We start from the raw sequence: 19,062 nt of genomic DNA, 5'->3' as shown, positions 1-19,062 counted from the left end.
CAGTGAGTGGGCTCCGAGAGACGAGGATCTTCTACCGATCCGATTCAGACACGCCGTCCCTGACCAGCATGACCTGACGCCACCCGAGTTACAGATTTGATGACTCGTCGGAGTAGTTCGAGGGTCCGTACAGATCTAGAGTTGCGGTCAGATCTGGCGCAGAATTGATCCGTTGGATGTAATGAGCTTCGGTGACACGCGTCGATGAATGCCCCAGCTGGGTTTGCGCGGTCTCGATGCCATAGGTTTCCTTGATCAATGTGGCAACCGTCTTGCGGAAAGAATGCGGTCTCACCCAGGAGAAATCCGCGCCGAGCGCAGCCCTCCACGATCGTCTGACGTTGGATGGCGAAAGCCAGTTTCCGGTGCTGGTCACGAATACTGCCTCGTGAGGGTTGATGAATATCGGCGATTCTGCCCGGCGCCTCAGTATCGTCGCTGCGAACTCGGGCAGAACCAATGTCAACGGCGGGGAATCGCCTTTCCTGTGTTCCTGACGCCATAGGCGCTCGCCCGCAACCCGAGGAACTATCAAAGTCGCCTGAATCGTCGCGGTCGCAGGGCTGACGTCGAGACGGAGATCCGGATAGCGAAGAGCTAGCACCTCTCCGATCCGAGCCCCAGTCGCAATCAGGAGGTCCATGATGTCTTGTAGGTCTTGGCCAGGCTTGGGGCCAGGCTTCCGTTTCACCGTCCCGTCCGCGAGAACCTCTTCGTGAGCGCAATAAGCTGCGACTCGGCTTCGGATCTCGTTCAGCTCGTCAAGAGTGACGGACCTGACCGGCTGCCTGGCCTTCTTCGGCAGCGCCACTTCTCGGACCGGGTTCTGTGGCATGAGGTCCAATCGGACGGCTTTGGAGAAGACTCCTGTGCACACCACACGTGCAATGCGGGCGCTACTGGGAGCTCGCGCGGCCAGTTCTCGGAGGAACGAATCTACGGTGCCTGTGCGGACTTCCCTGACAAGTAGTTCACCGATGGCCGGTGCACACAGCTTGTTCCAAACATCGAGATAGCGGCTGTAGGACTGCGCTGCCAGTGATGGTTCCTGCTCGGCAAACCAACTCGAGGCCAGGGCTGAGACGGTCGAACTACTCGTCAGGCCGCTTGCGCGGGTTGGTGCCAGCCTGTTCTGTAACTTCGCGTTCAAGTTCCGCCGAGCGGCCTCTGGGGACCGGCCGCTTGCCTCGACCAAGCGGCGCACGCCGTCGGAATCTCGGATACGAACCTTTGCGACGAAAGCCGACCCGCGCTTTGTGTTCGTGATCTTTCCCCACTCTCCAGGGGCAGTGCGCTGCCTAGCCATCCTCTTCGTCCTGTGTGTTCATGCCCAGTTCTGTCATCCGTCGAAAGAGCTCCTCCGAGCGTCGTCGTGCATCCTCGTACAGATACTGCATCGACTCGATATGTTCGGCGGATTCGTTCTTGGACAATCCGTTTCGTAGTTGTACCCGGGCGCGACGCATGGCCTTGAGTGCATCGAGCCATTCGCGAGTGATTCCGACACGATCGTTTCTCGGGTCGAAGGTGTCTCGGACCCACATGTCGAGAGGAGTTTCTGATTGCTCTTCGGTCCATTCCGAGCTCGGTCGCATGAGTCCGGCCTCGCCGCTAAACCAGCGGAGGGCATCGTGAGATTCTTGCGGCAGCCCAGGGAGTACTTCGACCTTCCCTTTGGGAAGGTCGGGGAAGACCAACTGTGCAGGTGAGACTCCCAGTGCCGCAGCCAATACGAGCAGTTCCGAGATGTCAAGGCTCTTCTTTCGACCTGTCTCCAAGTCTGCAACCACCGACCGGGAGATTCCCCACCCGAAGTCGACGGTTCTGTCGGCGAGCTTTGCCGCGGACAGTGCGGAGTGGTCTTTACCCCGGAGTCGGCGAACTTCCGAGGCGACCCGGGCAACGATTGATTCCGCCCAAGACTGCGTCATGGATACGCAGTCTAGCTGAAAATACGTCGGTCTTGTGGGTGGGGTACGTAGTTGCTACTCTGTGGTGGAACCACATGGACTGATCCGATAAGTCCCCCAAAATGTGGCTCTACCACACAATCAGTGGAGGTGCTGAAGATGCCCAGACGGCTGCTGTCTGTCCCGGAGGCTATGGCTTGCACGGGACTTGGACGATCCAACTTCTTCAACAAGATCGCGTCCGGAGAAATCCGGAGCGTGAAGGTCGGCAAGCGTCGGCTCATCCCGGATACGGCCATCGATGAGTACATCGAAGGTCTCGAGGCGGAATCCGACGCCAGTTCAGGCGTCGCGTAAGGCCCGGGGCCAACTGCCCCTCAGGAAACTGAAACGCCCCCGGAGAATCTCGGTGTTACCAGCACCGAAGCCGAGGGCGTCGAAACCACAACCCGTGAGGAAGGAGTTTCGCCACCGATCATAAAGCGTCTTGACAAGTGATTCAAGACATTTCGCTGACGCACCGTTCTCCGCCCCTGATTTCGGTCAGGGGCCGAACGGGCGATGACGCACGCTTCGATTCGCGATCGCGCGGTCGAACCCCTCTGCTCGCACTCGAACAAGCCTTCGCTGTGAACCGTCTAGCAAAGGCCTGATGTGTCGCAGCAGCGTCGTTTTCTGGCAGAGCCCGACGTTACACCAGCCTGCCGCCGGCCTGTGCACCCTGTGTAAATCCTCTGAGACCGGCCTCGAGGCACCACACGCTCGACTGATCATCGAACGAGTGGCGATACCGAGCAGCCGCGCGTCCATCGTGACGCGGGGCTATCGGACGTGGAGCGGACAACGTGGGTGCGGAAATTGGCTCAGGGGCCATGGGGGGTCCGAGACAGACCGACGAAGTACCACGCCTTTGAACCCAGTCACTACTGAAGAGGACCCATGAGAACCCCTGACCATCATCGAATCGAGCCTCACTTGCTTTCGCTCGCACGTCGTTTTCACCCGTCACTGCCTGTGCGGATTGGCGATCGAGCCGGAATCCCCAAGCCTGCCTTGGCATCAGCGGCCAAGCGTGATGAATATCCAGGCTGTAGTCATAACGAATCCAATGACGCACTGCGCGAGCTGTATTCGGCCGTACATCGAATACCAGCAAGGCTTGAATCGCCCGTCTATCGGTCATCACCTGATTGGCCACCAGTGCCAGTGTCGCGTGCATCAGGTGCAATACACGCCACAGGCGTATCGGATCCGACAGAGCCCACTCGAACCACAGGTCCTTCACCGCTGATGCTTCCCTCTCATGTGTTGTCGGGCAATAGACCCCATTCGGGTGATGCCTCCGTCACCAGTAAGGCGACCTATTCACCCATTGCCCGCCGCGGCTCAGATACATCCCTCAGGAGACTGGGGTGCCATGCGTCCCTCGCAACCATTTCGCTTATCACCCGCAACTCCTGCAATGGAAGTGAGACCCGCCATGCCCGCTGACATCATCGCGTTCTGCAACCAGAAGGGTGGCGTGGGCAAAACCACCGAGACCTTCCACCTCACCGACGCCGCCGCGCGTGCGGGCAAACGAGTTCTCGTCATAGATATAGACCCGCAAGGCAACCTCAGTACGGTCCTCGCCGCACAGACTCTTGCTCTCGACGACCTTGGTGTCGCAGACGTGCTTTCGGACTCTTCGGGAGCAACGATCGGCGACACAGTCGTACCCTGCATCTGGCCAGGTGTCTTCCTGGTCCCGACAGTGCCCGGGAACGAATCACTCGCGTATGTGAGAGACCAGCTGGTGGTTGCGGGAGCGGGGCGCGAACGCCGACTTCGAGATGCACTCGAAACCGTTGCTGATCAGTACGACGTCATCCTGATCGACTGCCCGCCCAGCTTGGACCTGCTGACCATCAACGCACTCGTCGCGGCACGCAAAGTTGTTGTCGTCAGCCAATCTGCGCTGTTCTCGGCGAACGGCTTGGCGCGATTATGCCGGACAATTGACGCAGTCAGACGAAGCTACAACGCCGACCTCCGCCTTCTCGGTGCGGTGATCAACCTGCACGAGAACCAAACCATCGCCGGCCGAGAACAGCTCATCGAGATTGCAGCCAGCATTGACATTCTCGGTGATCCAGTGCCGAAACGAGTCGTCATCAAAGACTCGATGGAATCGCAGACCAGTCTGAAGGACTGGGGAACAACCCAAGCGCGGAGCCTGTGGACTATCTACCGCGACACAGTCGAGATCCTCATTGATGGAGAGCAGTGATGGCGCGGCCCGAGCGGATGAAGAGCGCACTGGCCGGACAAAGCCCCGTGAACCCACCTCACCCGGGCAACGACACGTCTCAGCCTGTCGCAGAAACCCTACTGGTACAGAAGAACTCGGAATCAACGGTGGATCACAGCAAGTGCAAACGCTCGTACTATCTCTACACGGCCACTGTCGACGATCTCCTCAACGCCGCGGAGGCACTATCCGCGACACCGGGAGCGCCGCGTGGCCCATCGGATCTGGTCAACGCAGCGGTGGAGGAGTACCTCGAGTCGCTGCGTCTCCGGTTCAACGACGGCAAACCGTTCCCCAAACGGACAGGTCCGCTCGCGCGTGGACCCAGGATTCGCTGACCGGTCTATTACCTAGCCACTGCACTTTTCACCCGCTATCGCGGGTACATCGCACACCAAGTCGGTCCGACGCAGCTGCCGACCGACACATTCCCGGAGATCAGGAGGCAACATAGGTGGATAGTTCCGTACTCGGTATCGAGAACCTGCCGTTGCTTACGTTGGACGAGGCGAAAGCTCGGGCGCTCGACATCGACTTCCGTCGCTGCGGTTCAGCGTGGATGCACGGCAAGATTGTTCCGCACTGGTTGCTGCAGGCCGCAATTCGGTCCGGTGCAGTTGTCTACGACCGTTCCGTTTGGGGTCAACTGGCTCTGTCTGCACACTTCACCGAAGCAAATCGACATGAAATCACCTTCGTTATCACCTACGGGTTGGACGGTGCACCGAACGTCGTTGACGGGAAGACAACCGACTACCCATCGAACATCAACCAACTCGATGATGCCGCTCAGAACGCCGTACCATCGACGCTCGTTCCTAGCCCTGAAAGTGCATTAACTTGGCTGGCGCTCCTGGTTGATTCAATCAACGAGCTGCATGACCGAGCTCGAGCGCTCGTGCGGTGGTGGCCGCGCTAGTCGGATCTTCCTGCCCCTGTCCACGAAGGCGTTTTACGACGGCAGAGTGCTCTCCATGGTGCGCCGTTCGGAAGCCACCGCTCAGGCCGAATCGCTAACGTTGGCCATAAAGCCGAGGCCGTAGAGGGTGGAGAAGCTAAGATCGGTTCGGGCGTTGCACAAAAGGTGGAGGCGTTGTAACAGGGGTTCGCGGCCACCATGCGACTCCACGATAACGTCCTCCTCGAATGATCCTGGAGGTGGATGTTGCCCCCGCAGGCAGGCATCTGTTCGACATTCCGTTGTCCGATACAGCCCCACCTGCCACCGTCCGGATCTCCTACTCAGGCCAGGACCGATGAGACTGACACCGTCGTTACGGCACGGGCTCCAGTCCGATGCGCCTGGACAGGCCAGGGGTCATATTGTGGAGGGGTGGACACCTTGTTATCGACCAGCGTTTTGGTACAACATAGCGACGTCGTCGCGGATGTGGCGAAAGGGAAGGGTACGCGGACTGTCGGGGTACCGATCCACGAGGCCCGCTTGACGGAAGCGTTCGCTCAAGACGCACACAACCTTATGCCTCCTGGAGCAGGTCGTAGCCTCCATCTGCTGTTGGAACCACGAATCGGTCGAGGTCGGCCGGATGTGCTCCTACTTGCAATCTCATCAAGTGGACTTATTTCGTACCTACGTAAGGCCAATCGACTCGCGACCTTCACCGAGGCGCAGGTTATTTCTGGCGATGTCGACGAACCTGTAGGGGTGTCGGCTACTTACGCCCGAGACCTGCGGTCGAAGATGCAGGCCGCAAACTGGAAAGATTCGCAGCTCGCGCATGCGAGGAACCTCGTCCACGACTCACTCGCAGTGGAGGCGAAGATGTCGGACTGGCGACGTGCGGTGAGACAGGTGGCGCGATTCGGGCCGATGGCCCACCGCACTGCAATTTTGATGCCAGAGAACGTTGCGGCTCGCGTCGACCTGCCCACGTTAGGTGTATACGAGAGCGGTCTGATTAAAATGTCGGGCGATCGGCTGTCGTGGCTACGTACCGCGCCTAAGCGTCCGCTTGGTGACGCGCAAAAACTCTGGCTTCTCGAGCTCCTGCATCGACAGCTACAGCGCGATCAGATTCCCTCTGCAACGCGCATTTCCTCAACCGCGTGAAGCAAGTTGGTGACGCGTCCAGCGTAAGCGGGCGGCAGCACTACCCGGTCTCGTGCAATACGGCTGTACAGGCTCGATGCCTCGTTGAGTGACTTTTCGACTGCGTCGAGTCGAGTCGGTACGTCCGCTGAGGTGGTGCCTGCCTCGGCCCTTCTGGACAGTTGCGCCATGAACTGCACTTGGGCCTCCGCCCGTGTCCAGGACGATAAGGCACGGGCGGCGAAGGTTGCGCTGATTTCTGGGAGCACGATGTCGTCGCTGTAGGGGAGGTTCATAACGTATGACAGTTCCTCTTGTGCCTTCAATGAGGCCCACAGAGCGGGTAGATACACCCTCGCAGTTGGGGGCTGACCACCGGCGGGAGACGGTTGCCATTTGGAGATGAAGAATTGTCTTAAGGTGTAAAACCAGCCAGAAGATATTGCGGTAGCGCCAGCGGCCAGACCTAGGAGTCCTTCGAGATCCGAATACCCCCAATGTACTTCATATTCGTTGACCTCTGACAGGGTGTAGATAAGCCGGAGCAAGTTGGACAAGCGGTTCGAGTCCCACGGTGCGGGCGGATAACCTTTAGTTGCCCGATTGACAACTATGTAGAAACCCTGAACATCTATGGTTGTGACAACGTCGAGCCAGTCGGCAATGTCTTTCCAGTTACTTAACGCGCCCTCATCGATGGCGACACTGGCAATGGTTCTATCTCCTCCCCATGCGTCGACGGCAGATCGGGCGTACTGGAGTGCTAGAGGTGTCCAGATATCTGTAAAAGTCGACTGGATGCACGTGGGTGCTATCAAACGGTTGTGAATTCCGACCGCAGTATTGGCGGCCTCGATTGACGCTATTTGGTTGGCGACATCGCCAGCGCTTTGTGACCACTTGATTCGGCGGAAGTTCAAAGCGTGAGATGAATGGCGTCGAGCCGAACCCGCTGGGGTTGAGGAGTAGATATAAGATTGAGGATCGAGGAGCGCATCGAGGCCCCTCGACCGAAGTCCCGTCACCGTTGTGGTGAGTGCGGCGACATCTTCGTCACCAGGGCTGAGCACGACTCCGGAGAGGGAGCCCTGATCGGAGACGTCGAAGATCTTGCTGCCCTTGCCGTATCCGTGCTGAACATAGAAGCTCATACCGTAACTCCAAGTCGGCGTAGCGGAATTGACACATTTCTATACCGCTGGCTGGGGCGCGGAGCCAGCAGACGCGTGATGACTACCTGCAGGTCCTCTTCGCACGACACGCCCTCAAAGGAGGAGGCGTCGAAGCTTTGTAGTCTCCGAAAGTACTCGCTACTGTCTATTTTTTCATACCAGAATGGATGGTGCCCGACAAGCGCTTCAAATGCGACAATCCCGATCTGAAAAAGATCTGTTCTGAAGTCGATTTCTGCGATCCGTCTCATCTCGAATTGCTCAGGTGCGGCGTATCTACCTGTGCGTGGCGATGCGCCGTACGCATCGGTGAGCGGCGAAAGATCATTGTGGTACGCAATTCCCAGATCAAGCAGAACCGGAGAACCTGCATCGTCGAAGACGATGTTGCCGGGTTTGATGTCGCGATGCACAATTCCTGCGTCCGACCACATTGCGTTGACTGCTCGAAGTAGCGCAATAACCAGACGTCGAGAAAGATCCTCGTTTCCACCGAAATTCTTAATAGCCTGATCGAGAGTCCCCCCTGGGTAGTAGGGCTCTGCATACCAAATGTAGTCTCGTCTTGAGAGCCTGCATTTTCTGGGCGGCTCGACGAGCTTTACCACGTGGGGCGAATCGACCTGGGACATACCCTCGATCTCGCGGCCGAAGCGGGTCGGAAACGGGATGGAGTCGTCGGAGTCAAAGTCGTCCTCCGGAAGTGGCTCCTTTACAATTTTGATGACAATGTCGTCTGATCCGCTACGGCCCCGGTAAGCAACCTTGTAAGAACCCTCACCTAGCTCAGGTAAGGCCAGTTGATAATCGGCAAATGCTTGCATCAACTCGTCATCGGAGAAGGGGACCGTCATGCGCTTTCGCTCTGGCTCACCCGACAATATTCGCATACTGGGAGTCGATCTGCACTCAGTAGCAGTGAACGGGAGTGTGGGGTAGCGGTCAACGGGCGTGTGGGCCAATTCGCAAGTATGTCTCGAATCGACCCTTGTGGTGCTTATTTCACAAACTTGATTTTGCAGCAGTGCCTCAGAAATGGTCGTTTCTGGGCCACCGATCTGTGAGACACGGGCGCGGCCAGAATCAACTGAGTCGGTTTGGTCTGAAGAGTGACCGCGATGGCGGGTTGGGTCCTCGATGACGTATGCCCCACAAACGAACGTTGCCGGGACACTCGCAGGTGAGACACCTAGTATTCGAAGCACGGCAGTTGTTCGCCGCGTTGCGACTCGGTTACGTCATGACCTATGAAGGAGACAGGGTTGGAAGCGGCCGGGCGAACCTCTGCACTCCGTATGGCTGTTGTCACTGCGCATTCAGGGGGCGGAGGAGCGTTCTCAATTGAGGATGACATCCGAATGGTCAAGTCCTCACTTCTCTACGCCGATTCAGTAACTCTCTTTTCGTACTCAGCGGCCATGCTCGAAGACTTCTGTGCCGCGGACCTCGCTGGCTACGAGCGACGAATGGAATACCTAGCTGCCCACACTGACGACGTACTCCGGGGGCTCGGACTCGACCCTTCGGTTCTACAAGACTCAACCCTGACAGGCAGGCAACGGAAAGAGATACGCCGGCGCGCTCGGAGAATCAATGCCAGCATGATGGAGGCCGTCGAACACCTGCTGTCCATCCAGGAGCTGACACCCGACCTTCACGACATCGGCTCAGTACTGGAATCAGGGCACATGAAAGACCTCCAGCAGGTCATGGATCTCGGACTATTGACGCTCGCTCCGGATGGTTTCGCACTCGACCCGACCCAAGACAAGGCTTCGGTATACACCGAAGCACTGGGCCGCCTGCTCAAAGATCGTCGCTTGCAACCGGTCCTGGACGAGAGGATGTCGCGGCGTGTCTTGGACGCGCAGTCGTCCGGCGAACCGCTAACGGATGACTACACCCAGGCGCGAGCTCGTAGAGCCGCCGTGGGTGCGGGGTTGATTGCGCAACTGCCCACGTTCCCCGAGGCGTCAATGAAAGACGTTATCGATGCGCGAGATCAGCTGCGCGAACCGTTGCTGTCCTACCGCGCCGAGATGAAAATCGCCGCGGAAACGATCAAGTCAGATGCGTTCGACTACTCCAATTTGGAAGCTGACATCCAAGATCTGTTCAGAGACCAAGTCGAGCCCAAGTTGCGTGACTTTCAACGCGAGCTGGCCAAGACAAAGGTCGTGCTAGATGCCGCTAATGCGATGAAGACCACGGTCGCCGCCGTTGTCTCCGGCGTAGGCGTAGAAGCATCTCTACTGCTGTCTGACGCGCAAATCACTCTGCCCGACCTCGCCACCATGGGCTTGGGTAGCGCTGCGGCGGGTGGCGTGATCACTAGTGGGTTGGGTATTGCGAAGGCCCGCTTCGACGAGATCACCAAACGCAATCAAGAGCCCTATTTCTATCTTTACAAACTCAGCAAACAGCTGTAGCTACCTAACGCTGCCCGATTCGAGAGGTTTGCCGCTGACACGCTTGACGCCAGCTCGATGCTGATTGTGCCGCCGGAAGCTAAACGACGAGTTGGGATCTGTGCATGGCTATGCATGATCATGCGTTGTCTTGCTAACGGTCGTTTCTGGGGCACCGATCCGTGAGACACGGGTGCGGCCCGAACGAAGGCGCGATCGCAGGCCGTCGGCGCGGTCCCGAACAGGGCCCGGAGCCGTTTAGGTCCCGCCGGATCATGTCAGTTTCAGACGACGGCTGCACTCTTTGCAGGCGTTTCGAGGGTGAGTGCACGTGTCTTCTGACATTCTGATGTCAGAAGTGCGGTGCACGGTCGCATGTTCGGCTCTCGGTGACAGGGAGGCTTGTGATGGACCCCGACAAGCTCGATGTCGTGGAGACCGGTGTGCTGACAGCGTCGGGGGAGCGGTGGTCCCAGGCCGAGGTCCGTTTCGCTGTCCTGGCTCCCTTGCTGGAGATGCATCCGGTGCGTTCGGAAGCGGTTGACGATGCAGCACAGCGGTTGGAATTGTCCAGGCGGCAGGTCTACACGTTACTCGGCAGGCTCAGGAACGGGACGGGGACAGTCACCGATCTTCTGACGAAGGTCTCGTCGGGAGGGCGTGGCCGCAGCCGAGTAGCGGCTGACGTCGAGGACGTGATCGGCGACCATCTCACTCGATATTTTCTTCACTGCCAGAAGCCGAGTGTCGCTGCGCTGCACCGACGTATCGCGCTGGCCTGTCACCGCGCGGGTCTGCCGGTGCCGGCCAGAAACACCGTCACTGCGCGTATCGCCGCCCTCCATCCGGCATCGGTCGCCAGGTCCCGCGGAGGACCCGATGCCGCCCGCCCGCGTCAGTCCGCCGGCGACAGTCCACCGACGGTTTCGGGGATTCTCGATCAGGTCCAGATCGACCACACCGTCGTCGATCTGATGGTCGTTGACGAGTACGAGCGGCAACCGATCGGTCGCCCTTACCTGACGATCGCCATCGATGTCTTCAGCCGTTCCGTACTCGGATTCGTCGTCACTCTGGAGCCGCCATCAGCGGTATCGGTCGGGTTGTGCCTGGGCCGGGTGTGCTGCGAGAAGCAGACATGGCTGGAGGCATGCGAGCTCGCGGAGCAGGTGCAGTGGCCGATGGCAGGGAAGCCAAAACAGTTGTATCTCGACAACGCCTCCGAGTTCAAAAGCGAAGCGCTGCGCCGCGGATGCGCCCAGCACGCCATCACACTCGAATACCGTCCTCCGGGCCGACCTCACTACGGCGGGATCGTCGAACGCATCATCGGAACGGCGATGACGGCGGTGCACGAGCTGCCTGGGACCACCTTCTCGAACCCAGCGGACCGAGGAAGTTACGACTCGGACAAGCACGCGGCGTTGACATTGCATGAGTTGGAGCGCTGGCTGGTCCTGGCCATAGCCTCGTATCACGCGAGCGTTCACACAGGGATCGGGAACACTCCGGCCGCCGTGTGGGCCGGCGGGGTCGCCGCAGCTGGTCATGCCCCTCGTGTGGTGCTCGGCGAAACCGCGTTCCTGGTGGACTTTCTTCCCGTCATCCGGCGACGTTTGACGCGCACGGGCTTCGTTCTGGATCACGTGCACTACTTCTCGAACGCGCTCAAACCGTGGGTTGCGCGGCGAGAGGATTTGGGGCGGTTCGTGATACGACGTGATCCACGCGATCTGAGCAGAATCTGGGTCCTCGAGCCAGACGGTGCCGGCTATGTCGAGGTGCCGTACCGGACGATGTCACATCCCGCGGTGACACTGTGGGAGCACAGAGCTGCTATCGCCCGTCTCCGCGAACAAGGTCGGTCGAACGTCGATGAGAGCGCACTGTTTTCGATGATCGAGCAGATGCGCGAGGTCACCGACCGCTCGCAGAAAGCCACCCGCAAAGCCCGGCGCAACCGTGCCCGCCGCATGCATCTCAACGGTGCCGCGTCTGCACCGATCTCGGCGATCCACCCGCCGGTGGAGCCTCGAGCGGGCGGCGGCACCGCAACGCCGGTCTTCAGAGACATCGAGGAATGGTGAGGCGATGACCGCATCGACAGGAAGCAGCGACGAACCCGCCGAGTCGTCCATCGAGGATTTGGGGCACCTGCGGGAGTCGGTTCGACCGCTCACCGCACTCGACGACGCGGAGCGGATCCGGTTGATCCGGTCGGAGAGGTGGATCGGGTATCCGCAGGCCCGTACGGTCGTCGACCATCTGGAGTCGTTGTTGTCGTGGCCAGACCGGCAGCGTATGCCGAACTTACTGTTGCTCGGTCCGACGAACAACGGCAAGTCGATGATCATCGAAAAGTTCCGGCGCACTCATCCGCCGATCAGCTTGTCCGACCGCGAGCAGATACCGGTGTTGTGTATGCAGATGCCCCCGGACCCGTCACCCGGCCGGTTCTACCTCGCACTGCTCATAGCGTTGGGAACACCGACCCGACCACGCAATCGGGTCCACGAACTCGAACAGCAAGCATTGATGCTGCTCCGCGCCACCGGCGTGAAGATGTTGATCATCGACGAGCTCCACAATGTTCTCGCCGGCCGCGACAACGTCCGCCGCGAATTCTTGAACGTGCTGCGGTTCCTGGGCAACGAACTACGCATTCCTCTTGTCGCTGTCGGCACCCGTGACGCCTACCTCGCCATCCGTACCGATCCCCAGCTGGAGAACCGATTCCACCCCATGACTTTGCCGGTCTGGACCAACACTGCCGACACCAGATCGCTGCTGGCCAGCTTCACCACGAGCTTCCCCCTCCGCAAACCCTCGCACCTGACATCACCGGAGATGACCGACTACCTCCTCACTCGCTCCGAGGGCACCATCGGTGAACTGGCAACGCTGCTCACTGCCGCAGCAGTGACCGCCGTCGACAGCGGAGAGGAAGCGATCACCTCCTCGGTGCTCACGCGCACTCCGTACCTCGGTCCCACCGAGCGACGTCGCCAGTTCGAACGCCACCTCGCGTGAACGCGCGGCTCGCGGCGATGCCCGATGATGCGTACGTTCGCCCGTGGCCGCTGCACCCGCCGCCACAGCCCGGCGAGGCCCTCTCGTCCTGGTTGGCCCGGATATGCGAGCTGTATCCGCACATCAAGTCTTCTGACCTGCTTGCAGACCTCGATATCGATTGTGCTGTCGAGGATCTCGACCGCTACACACCGGAGCCGATCCTCGCCGAGCTGGCCGGTCGCGGCGCAGTCCCGGTAGAGAGGGCGCGGATGATGACGTTGGCGGGGTGGACACCGTGGCTACTCGACAGCACCGACCCCGCCGACTGCGACTTCGACACCTACGTCCACCAATTCTCGATCCTGCTACCGGCCGACCTCGCGAGGGAGGATCGACGCCGCCGCACACCCACGCACGACGCATGGTTGCCGTGGGCCAGCACTCCGCGCAGTCGGGCATGCCCGGCGTGTATCGACAGCCTCGAATCCACTGCTGATATCAACATGACTCTGCTGCAGCAATATCCGGTGCTGAGCAGCTGCCTCGACCACCGTTGTCGACTCGAACCCTGCTCTGCTTTCCCTGGTCATGCAATCTTCTGGGACCAAGTCCGGTTCGGTTCGGACGAACGGGTCTCGCCCGTTCCGGTTCCCTCAGCGGTCACGGAACTCGATCGGCGCACCACCGAGGCTCTGACGACCGGATGGGTGGAACTCGGCCCAGGCCGAGTGCACGCCGCAGTCTGGTTCCGGCTGCTGCGCACCGTCGCCGACGAAGTGTCCACACCACTGGTTCGCACCGGACGGTGGGCGACAAGACTCGTTGCGATCTGGAAGGCCGCCGGTCGTTCTCGCCCGCTCCGGACCGCGTGGGTTCCGTTCGAGGACCTGCACTGGGACGAGCAGGCGAAAGTTCTGGAGGCCGCAGCGATCGGCATTGCGATGGTCGAAAGCGGTGAGGTCGACGCCGGCGGTGCGCACGCATCTCTGCTGAGCCCACGTCCCTATGAGCCGGTCGATCCCGGGACAGCTCCGACGCGCTCGTCTAATCCCGCACCCGAGCGCGATTTGTGGGCTGACGCGCACGCTGCGGCCGAGGCCGCCATCGCGGCAGCGCGCGTCGATCCCGCATCCGCCAGTTCGTTGTACAACTTCCTGCGCTGGGGGTGCCGCACCGCAGCGGCGCTGGATGAGACGGTGCAACTGTTCCTCGACCACGGGATCCCGCTGCAACATCCGCCGACGTAGCTATCACCCGATGGAGCGGGGTTGTCCGCGACGCACACGCTGCGACGGCCGAGAAGCCCGTTTTCGCGCCGGGGTCATAGTCACCAACGTTATGTGTGCGGTGACCGACGAGAATTTTCCTTCCCGCACCGTGTCCGCGGAAACGCCTGCTCAGCGTGCTTTCGGCCTGAGAAGTCTGTCGGGAGGGCCCGCTACAGTCCAGCCATGACAGATCGCCAGCTCGTAGACGGCCCGACCACGATCCCGGCTGTCGTGCCGGGTGCCGCGGCGGTGTTTCCAGACCTACCGCCCGAGGTTGCTGCTCGGATCGAGCGTTCCATGGCCGCGTCCCGCTCGACCGGTACCCGCCGGGCCTACACCTCGGCGTGGCGACGCTTCGAGACCTGGTGCACCGTCGCCGGGCACCACGCGTTGCCGGCGCATCCCGCGACAGTGGCGGCCTACCTCGTCGCCGCGGCCGACACGCTCACCGTCGACGGGACGCGGGCGTACGCGGCCGCGACGTTCGGCAAGTGGATTGCGGCGATCGCCGACCGCCACCGCGCTACCGGACACGACAACCCGTGCGGGCACGAGATGGTGCGCGCCACCCTCGCCGGTATCCGGCGGGACTACGCGTCGGCGGGGGAGCGGCCCCGCAACCCGCGCGCACCGCTGCTGACCTCCGACATCACCACGATCGTCGACCACGCCCGACGCACTACAGCGGGGTGGGCGTCGGAGGTGCTCGAACGCCGCGACACCGCGCTGCTGCTGATGGGATACACCGGCGCATTTCGACGCAGCGAACTCGTAGCGCTGGAATGCCGCGATGTGCGCCGCGACCGTCTCGACGGTGCGCACGTACGGATCCGAAGATCGAAGACCGACCAGGACGGAACCGGCATCGGAACGGTGAAAGCGCTTCCGTTCACCGACTGCCACGAATCCTGCCCGGTCTGCGCGTGGGTGCGATGGCTGCAGATCGTCGCCGCGTTCGACACCGGGGGCAGAGCCGCCGTCATTCGACTGCTTTCTCGCGCAGCACAATTCGACTCCCATCTCTGCCGCGGCACCCTGCCGACCGCCGAGAAACGGTCGCCGCTGTTCCGGTCTGTCCGCAAGAACGGCAACCTCTCCGACACTGTGTTGTCCGGGGCAGCGGTCCATGCGGCGATCCGCCGCCGCGCAGCTCACGCCGGGTACGACCCCGAGACTGTCATGCAGCTCGGCGGCCATTCCCTGCGGGCAGGATTCGTCACCCAAGCCTTCCGTAACGGTGCCGATGCACATGCGATCATGCGCCAGACCGGGCACACCACACCCGCAATGGTCGAGACATATGCCCGCGAGCACGCCCCTCTGGTCGGCAACGCGGTCACCGAACTCGGTCTATGACCGGGCGTGTGACTTCACCCGTGAACGCCGATAGGGCGACCGGGGTAGATGCTGACCACGACGACTGCACCGGTTCGATTCGACCAGCGGATATCACGAACGTGGCGGTGCCGAAGCGGGATCGGCACACGTGGTCACTGTTCGAGGACTGGTGCACCGCCCATGACGAAACACCACTGGCGGCCTCCCCGGATTCACTTGCTCGGTTCCTCTCGGCGCACCCCGCGGCGTCCACGACCCAGCGCCGCCGGATCGCGGTGATCGACGCCGCCCATTCCCGGCACCTGTTACCCCAGCCGGGCCGTGCGGAGGTCGTCCGGGCTGCGCTGGACGTGGCGCGTACGGCGCGCCTGCACGAGCTGGCAGCCGTGATCGGCGGCGTCATCGCGCGCCTCCCCGAATCCGGTTGGCCGTCCGAACTGTTCGCGCGGCGAGACGCCCTCGTCCTGGTCTTTGCCTCGACCGGTCTGCCGTACACCCAGATCGCGGCCCTGCGGCCCTGCGACGTCACCGCCGATCCGAGGATCGATGCCCTTCGTATCGACACAGGCCGCGGCGTTCGCACCGTCACTCCTCTCGCACTGATGGAGACGGGTATCTCGCCGCGGACGGTGTTCCAGCGCTGGTTGGAGGTGCTGGGCCATCACACGCGGTACCCGAACACTCGAATGCTCGCCGACGCTCTCGATGCCGTGGGCGGTACCGGGCTCAGCGGATTCGACCGGTACGTCGATCCGGCCGGTCGACAGCCGCTGTCGACCGCAATCGACCGGTGGGGTCACACCCCGCTGACTGCGACTGCACTTACCGCCCATGCGGTCGCCGACATCGTTCGAGCGCACCTGGACGGACGAGCACCTGTGCACCGACACCATTCGGTGCAGGCACGGCAGCCGAGCACAGATCTCGTACCCAAGCCCGCCTCGGCTTCGCTACTCGACCCCGGCTACTACGAACACGGGACTCGGGCACGCCGAGACGCACACCAGCTACTCGGTGGCGTCGATTCGACGCTCGACGACGTCGAAGAGCGTGCGGATTCACTGTTGAAGCGGCTTCTCGAATTCGTCGAGGCAGAAGTGCCGCCGTGAGGTCGGCCGTTCGTGCCGCGAAGATGGTCCCTGCACCCGTTCAGGCCGCTTCTGTGGCGTGGAGACGCTCGACGAGACCGGGGTGAACCGATCGATCAGATCTCCGCTTGCGTGAACTCGACTGTGTCGCCCTCCGGTGCACCGACATTCCGGGAGCAATCGCCGGAGGGAACTTCGGTTCGGGTGAACCCCTCAGGCTCGGTGTGCGTACACCACAGTGAAGCCCACCGCTGGCGTGGGCACGAGGACAGGACACGTGATGAGCACTTCAAGGTTCCGTATGGCAACGTCGCTGCTCGCGTCGGCGGCGGTGATCGCCCTCGCCGGGTGCGGTTCCACCGAACCCACCGGTTCGGTGGCGGTGTCGAGCACTCCGGTGTCCACGTCGGCGGACGCGAAGGCTGCGACACCCGATGTGGCACCGTCCGAACCCGGACTGGTGGTGTACGCCAGTAACTACTCTGTGAGTGACACGGTCTCTCGGGTACAGCGCGCGCTGGAGACGGCGGGAGCTGTGGCAGCCACTGTGGATTTCGAGAAGTTGGCACAGGGAGCAGGTGAGACGATCCGCCCGACCACCGTGGTGATCGGGGGGAATCCGAAAGCGGCGTCGCCGTTGATCGCCGCGGACCAACGGGCCGCGATCGACCTTCCACAGAAGTACCTGGTCTGGCAGGCCGCCAACGGAACGGTGTTTCTGGCATACAACTCCGCCGAGTACATCGCGACGCTCGCAGGCATCCCGGTCTCGTCCGACGCCCTCGACGGACTCCGGGCCGGCTCGGCATCGACCGCGTCCGATGCGACGGGATCCTCGGCGGCCGCCGCAGAGGGCACCGATGTGTCCGCAGCGCCGGGATACCTGGTCGAGAAGACCAGTGATGCATCGGTTGCAGCGTCCATTGCCCGATACGAGGCAGCGTTCGCGGCCAAGAATCAGCCCACAGTCGCAACCGTCGATCTCGCGTCCGCCGCTGCCGAGACACCTCTGAGGCCCACCATGGTCACCTACGTCGGTAATCCTGCGGTCTCGACTGCGCTGGTCGGAGCGCAGCAGACCATGGGGATCGACCTCCCCGCCCGATACGTGGCGTGGCAGGATGCCGAAGGGATCGTTCACGTGGCTCACCCCGATATCCGTGTACTCGCCGCTCGGCATTCGATCTCGCCGACCAATCCTGTTCTCGACATGGTCGCCGCCGCCACGACCGGTTTCACCGATGCCGCTTCCGGCTCGGGCAGTTAGGTGGACGGTGTCGAATCCGGCTCACAGCACAACCACCAGCTCGTCGATGCGTCCGAAGTCGCCATGTCGGCGCTCTTCCGCGAGCACCAGCACGCAGTGACTCGATTCGTCAGCCGCTACACCCAGACCCGCGAGCAGTGTGAGGACATCGTCCAGGAGACGATGTTGCGCGCGTGGCGCGGGATCGACCGCATCGATGTGACGGCAGCATCGACGCGGTCCTATCTCATGACCATCGCGCGAAACGTACTCACCGATCAGTGGCGGGCGAGCACGAGCAGGCCGACTCTCGTCCACGATCAGATCGCACTCGCCGCCGAGTGCATCGACGACGAATTGGGCGGGGTCCTCGACGGGTGGCTCATAGACGAGTCGCTGCGTCGGTTGTCCGAGGAGCATCGAGCAGTCATCGTGCTCATCTACTACGAGGGTCGAACCGTCTCCGAAGTGGCCGCGCACCTCGATATCGCGGTCGGCACGGTCAAGTCCCGCTCCTATTACGCTGTGCGTGCCCTACGCCGGATCTTCGACGAGTTGGGATTGATTCCATGAGCTCAGCGCACGACGAGATCCGACCACTGCTCGGGGCGTACGTACTCGACGGACTCGAGCGCGACGACCGAGCAGCGGTACGACGACACCTCGACGACTGCCTTGCCTGCCGAACCGAAATCGACGTCCTGGCACCCGTCGCAGGAGTGCTTCGACGTCGCAGGCAGCCAGCAGATCTCTCACCGGTGCACTCGACGGCCGGTGCAGACCAGCGACTCGACCACCTGCTGAGCGCGATGAGGCATCAACGGACCTCCGAGAAGAGGCGGCGGCGAGTGTGGACTGCGGTGTCGGCGACCCTCGTTCTGGGAGTCGCTGCGGCGATCGTCCCGCTCAGTACCCTCGCCCGCTCCGACGATTCGACAACGGTGAACGATGCGGGTGCCCGCCCGCTCGTTCTGTCGAGCACCGTCGGGGCCACAGGTGACCTCGAGCTCACCACGAAAGCCTGGGGCACATCGATCGACGTCGACGTTCAACAACTCCCCGGCGCAGGCATCCTCACTCTGCAAGTGGTCGGCAACGACGGGACTCGACAACAAGCAGCTCAATGGTCGGTCACCGCGAGCCGAGCAGCAGCGGTGACCGGCGCAACGTCCCTTTCTGTCGAGGACATCCACTCGATCGTGATCGACGATCCGGCGGGCAACACGATCGCGCGGGCCTCTCGCTGAGACCGAGTCGTCACGGACACGGGCAGGTTTCGA

General features: G+C 61.7%; 17 protein-coding genes. 13 read left to right on the top strand and 4 right to left on the bottom strand.

Features of this window, described 5'->3' with window-relative positions; translation table 11 throughout:
* Positions 1-88: 88 nt before the first annotated feature.
* The gene (locus CH275_RS30485; protein ID WP_094634713.1) at positions 89-1,306 is read right to left on the bottom strand and encodes a tyrosine-type recombinase/integrase; all 1,218 of its coding nucleotides are present in this window, start codon (positions 1,304-1,306) and stop codon (positions 89-91) included.
* Complete coding sequence (locus tag CH275_RS28420; RefSeq protein ID WP_094634712.1) at positions 1,299-1,931, bottom strand: helix-turn-helix domain-containing protein; 633 nt, start codon at positions 1,929-1,931, stop codon at positions 1,299-1,301. The genes CH275_RS30485 and CH275_RS28420 overlap by 8 nt, the downstream gene beginning before the upstream one ends.
* Positions 1,932-2,054: 123 nt before the next feature.
* Between CH275_RS28420 and CH275_RS28415 the strand changes: the two genes are divergently transcribed.
* From CH275_RS28415 to CH275_RS28400, 4 genes are all read left to right on the top strand, one after another.
* A complete protein-coding gene (locus CH275_RS28415; protein ID WP_230595287.1) occupies positions 2,055-2,267 on the top strand; it encodes a helix-turn-helix transcriptional regulator in 213 nt (70 codons plus the stop codon).
* A gap of 1,123 nt (positions 2,268-3,390) precedes the next feature.
* A complete protein-coding gene (locus CH275_RS28410; RefSeq protein ID WP_094634734.1) occupies positions 3,391-4,179 on the top strand; it encodes a ParA family protein in 789 nt (262 codons plus the stop codon).
* Positions 4,179-4,538, top strand: a complete 360-nt coding sequence (locus tag CH275_RS28405) for a hypothetical protein (protein ID WP_094634711.1) — start codon at positions 4,179-4,181, stop codon at positions 4,536-4,538. Before CH275_RS28410 ends, CH275_RS28405 begins: the two co-directional genes overlap by 1 nt.
* A gap of 116 nt (positions 4,539-4,654) precedes the next feature.
* Positions 4,655-5,119, top strand: a complete 465-nt coding sequence (locus tag CH275_RS28400) for a hypothetical protein (RefSeq protein ID WP_094634710.1) — start codon at positions 4,655-4,657, stop codon at positions 5,117-5,119.
* Positions 5,120-6,231: 1,112 nt separating this feature from the next.
* Here CH275_RS28400 and CH275_RS28395 read toward each other — a convergent pair.
* Entirely contained in the window at positions 6,232-7,401 is a 1,170-nt protein-coding gene (locus CH275_RS28395; RefSeq protein WP_094681423.1) for a hypothetical protein, read from the bottom strand.
* Complete coding sequence (locus tag CH275_RS28390; protein ID WP_170944868.1) at positions 7,398-8,276, bottom strand: serine/threonine-protein kinase; 879 nt, start codon at positions 8,274-8,276, stop codon at positions 7,398-7,400. Before CH275_RS28390 ends, CH275_RS28395 begins: the two co-directional genes overlap by 4 nt.
* Before the next feature lie 747 nt (positions 8,277-9,023).
* On the opposite strand from CH275_RS28390, the gene CH275_RS28385 reads away from it, so the two are divergent.
* The 9 genes from CH275_RS28385 (at position 9,024) to CH275_RS28345 (ending at position 19,029) form a co-directional block, all read left to right on the top strand.
* Positions 9,024-9,851, top strand: coding sequence for a hypothetical protein (locus tag CH275_RS28385; protein WP_143546089.1), 828 nt, complete (start codon positions 9,024-9,026; stop codon positions 9,849-9,851).
* Between the two features lie 386 nt (positions 9,852-10,237).
* On the top strand, positions 10,238-11,917 hold the full coding sequence (locus CH275_RS28380; RefSeq protein WP_094681422.1) for a Mu transposase C-terminal domain-containing protein: 1,680 nt from the start codon (positions 10,238-10,240) through the stop codon (positions 11,915-11,917).
* Between the two features lie 4 nt (positions 11,918-11,921).
* The gene (locus tag CH275_RS28375; protein ID WP_094681421.1) at positions 11,922-12,860 is read left to right on the top strand and encodes a TniB family NTP-binding protein; all 939 of its coding nucleotides are present in this window, start codon (positions 11,922-11,924) and stop codon (positions 12,858-12,860) included.
* Positions 12,857-14,089: a TniQ family protein gene (locus tag CH275_RS28370; RefSeq protein WP_170944869.1), complete on the top strand. Its 1,233-nt coding sequence runs from the start codon at positions 12,857-12,859 to the stop codon at positions 14,087-14,089. Before CH275_RS28375 ends, CH275_RS28370 begins: the two co-directional genes overlap by 4 nt.
* A gap of 204 nt (positions 14,090-14,293) precedes the next feature.
* On the top strand, positions 14,294-15,466 hold the full coding sequence (locus tag CH275_RS28365) for a site-specific integrase (RefSeq protein WP_027494235.1): 1,173 nt from the start codon (positions 14,294-14,296) through the stop codon (positions 15,464-15,466).
* Positions 15,467-15,567: 101 nt separating this feature from the next.
* On the top strand, positions 15,568-16,557 hold the full coding sequence (locus CH275_RS28360) for a hypothetical protein (protein ID WP_052059180.1): 990 nt from the start codon (positions 15,568-15,570) through the stop codon (positions 16,555-16,557).
* A gap of 259 nt (positions 16,558-16,816) precedes the next feature.
* Positions 16,817-17,803, top strand: a complete 987-nt coding sequence (locus CH275_RS28355) for a DUF302 domain-containing protein (RefSeq protein ID WP_080729192.1) — start codon at positions 16,817-16,819, stop codon at positions 17,801-17,803.
* Positions 17,804-18,355 (top strand): sigma-70 family RNA polymerase sigma factor, encoded by a 552-nt coding sequence (locus tag CH275_RS28350; RefSeq protein WP_027494238.1) that lies wholly within the window; start codon positions 17,804-17,806, stop codon positions 18,353-18,355. It begins immediately after the preceding gene.
* Entirely contained in the window at positions 18,352-19,029 is a 678-nt protein-coding gene (locus CH275_RS28345) for a zf-HC2 domain-containing protein (RefSeq protein ID WP_027494239.1), read from the top strand. Before CH275_RS28350 ends, CH275_RS28345 begins: the two co-directional genes overlap by 4 nt.
* The last annotated feature ends 33 nt before the right edge of the window (positions 19,030-19,062 follow it).

The organism is Rhodococcus sp. 06-235-1A (assembly GCF_002258785.1).
GTDB lineage: Bacteria > Actinomycetota > Actinomycetes > Mycobacteriales > Mycobacteriaceae > Rhodococcoides.
Note: the sequence above shows the minus strand (reverse complement) of the source record. Positions and strands in the feature narration are given on the sequence as shown.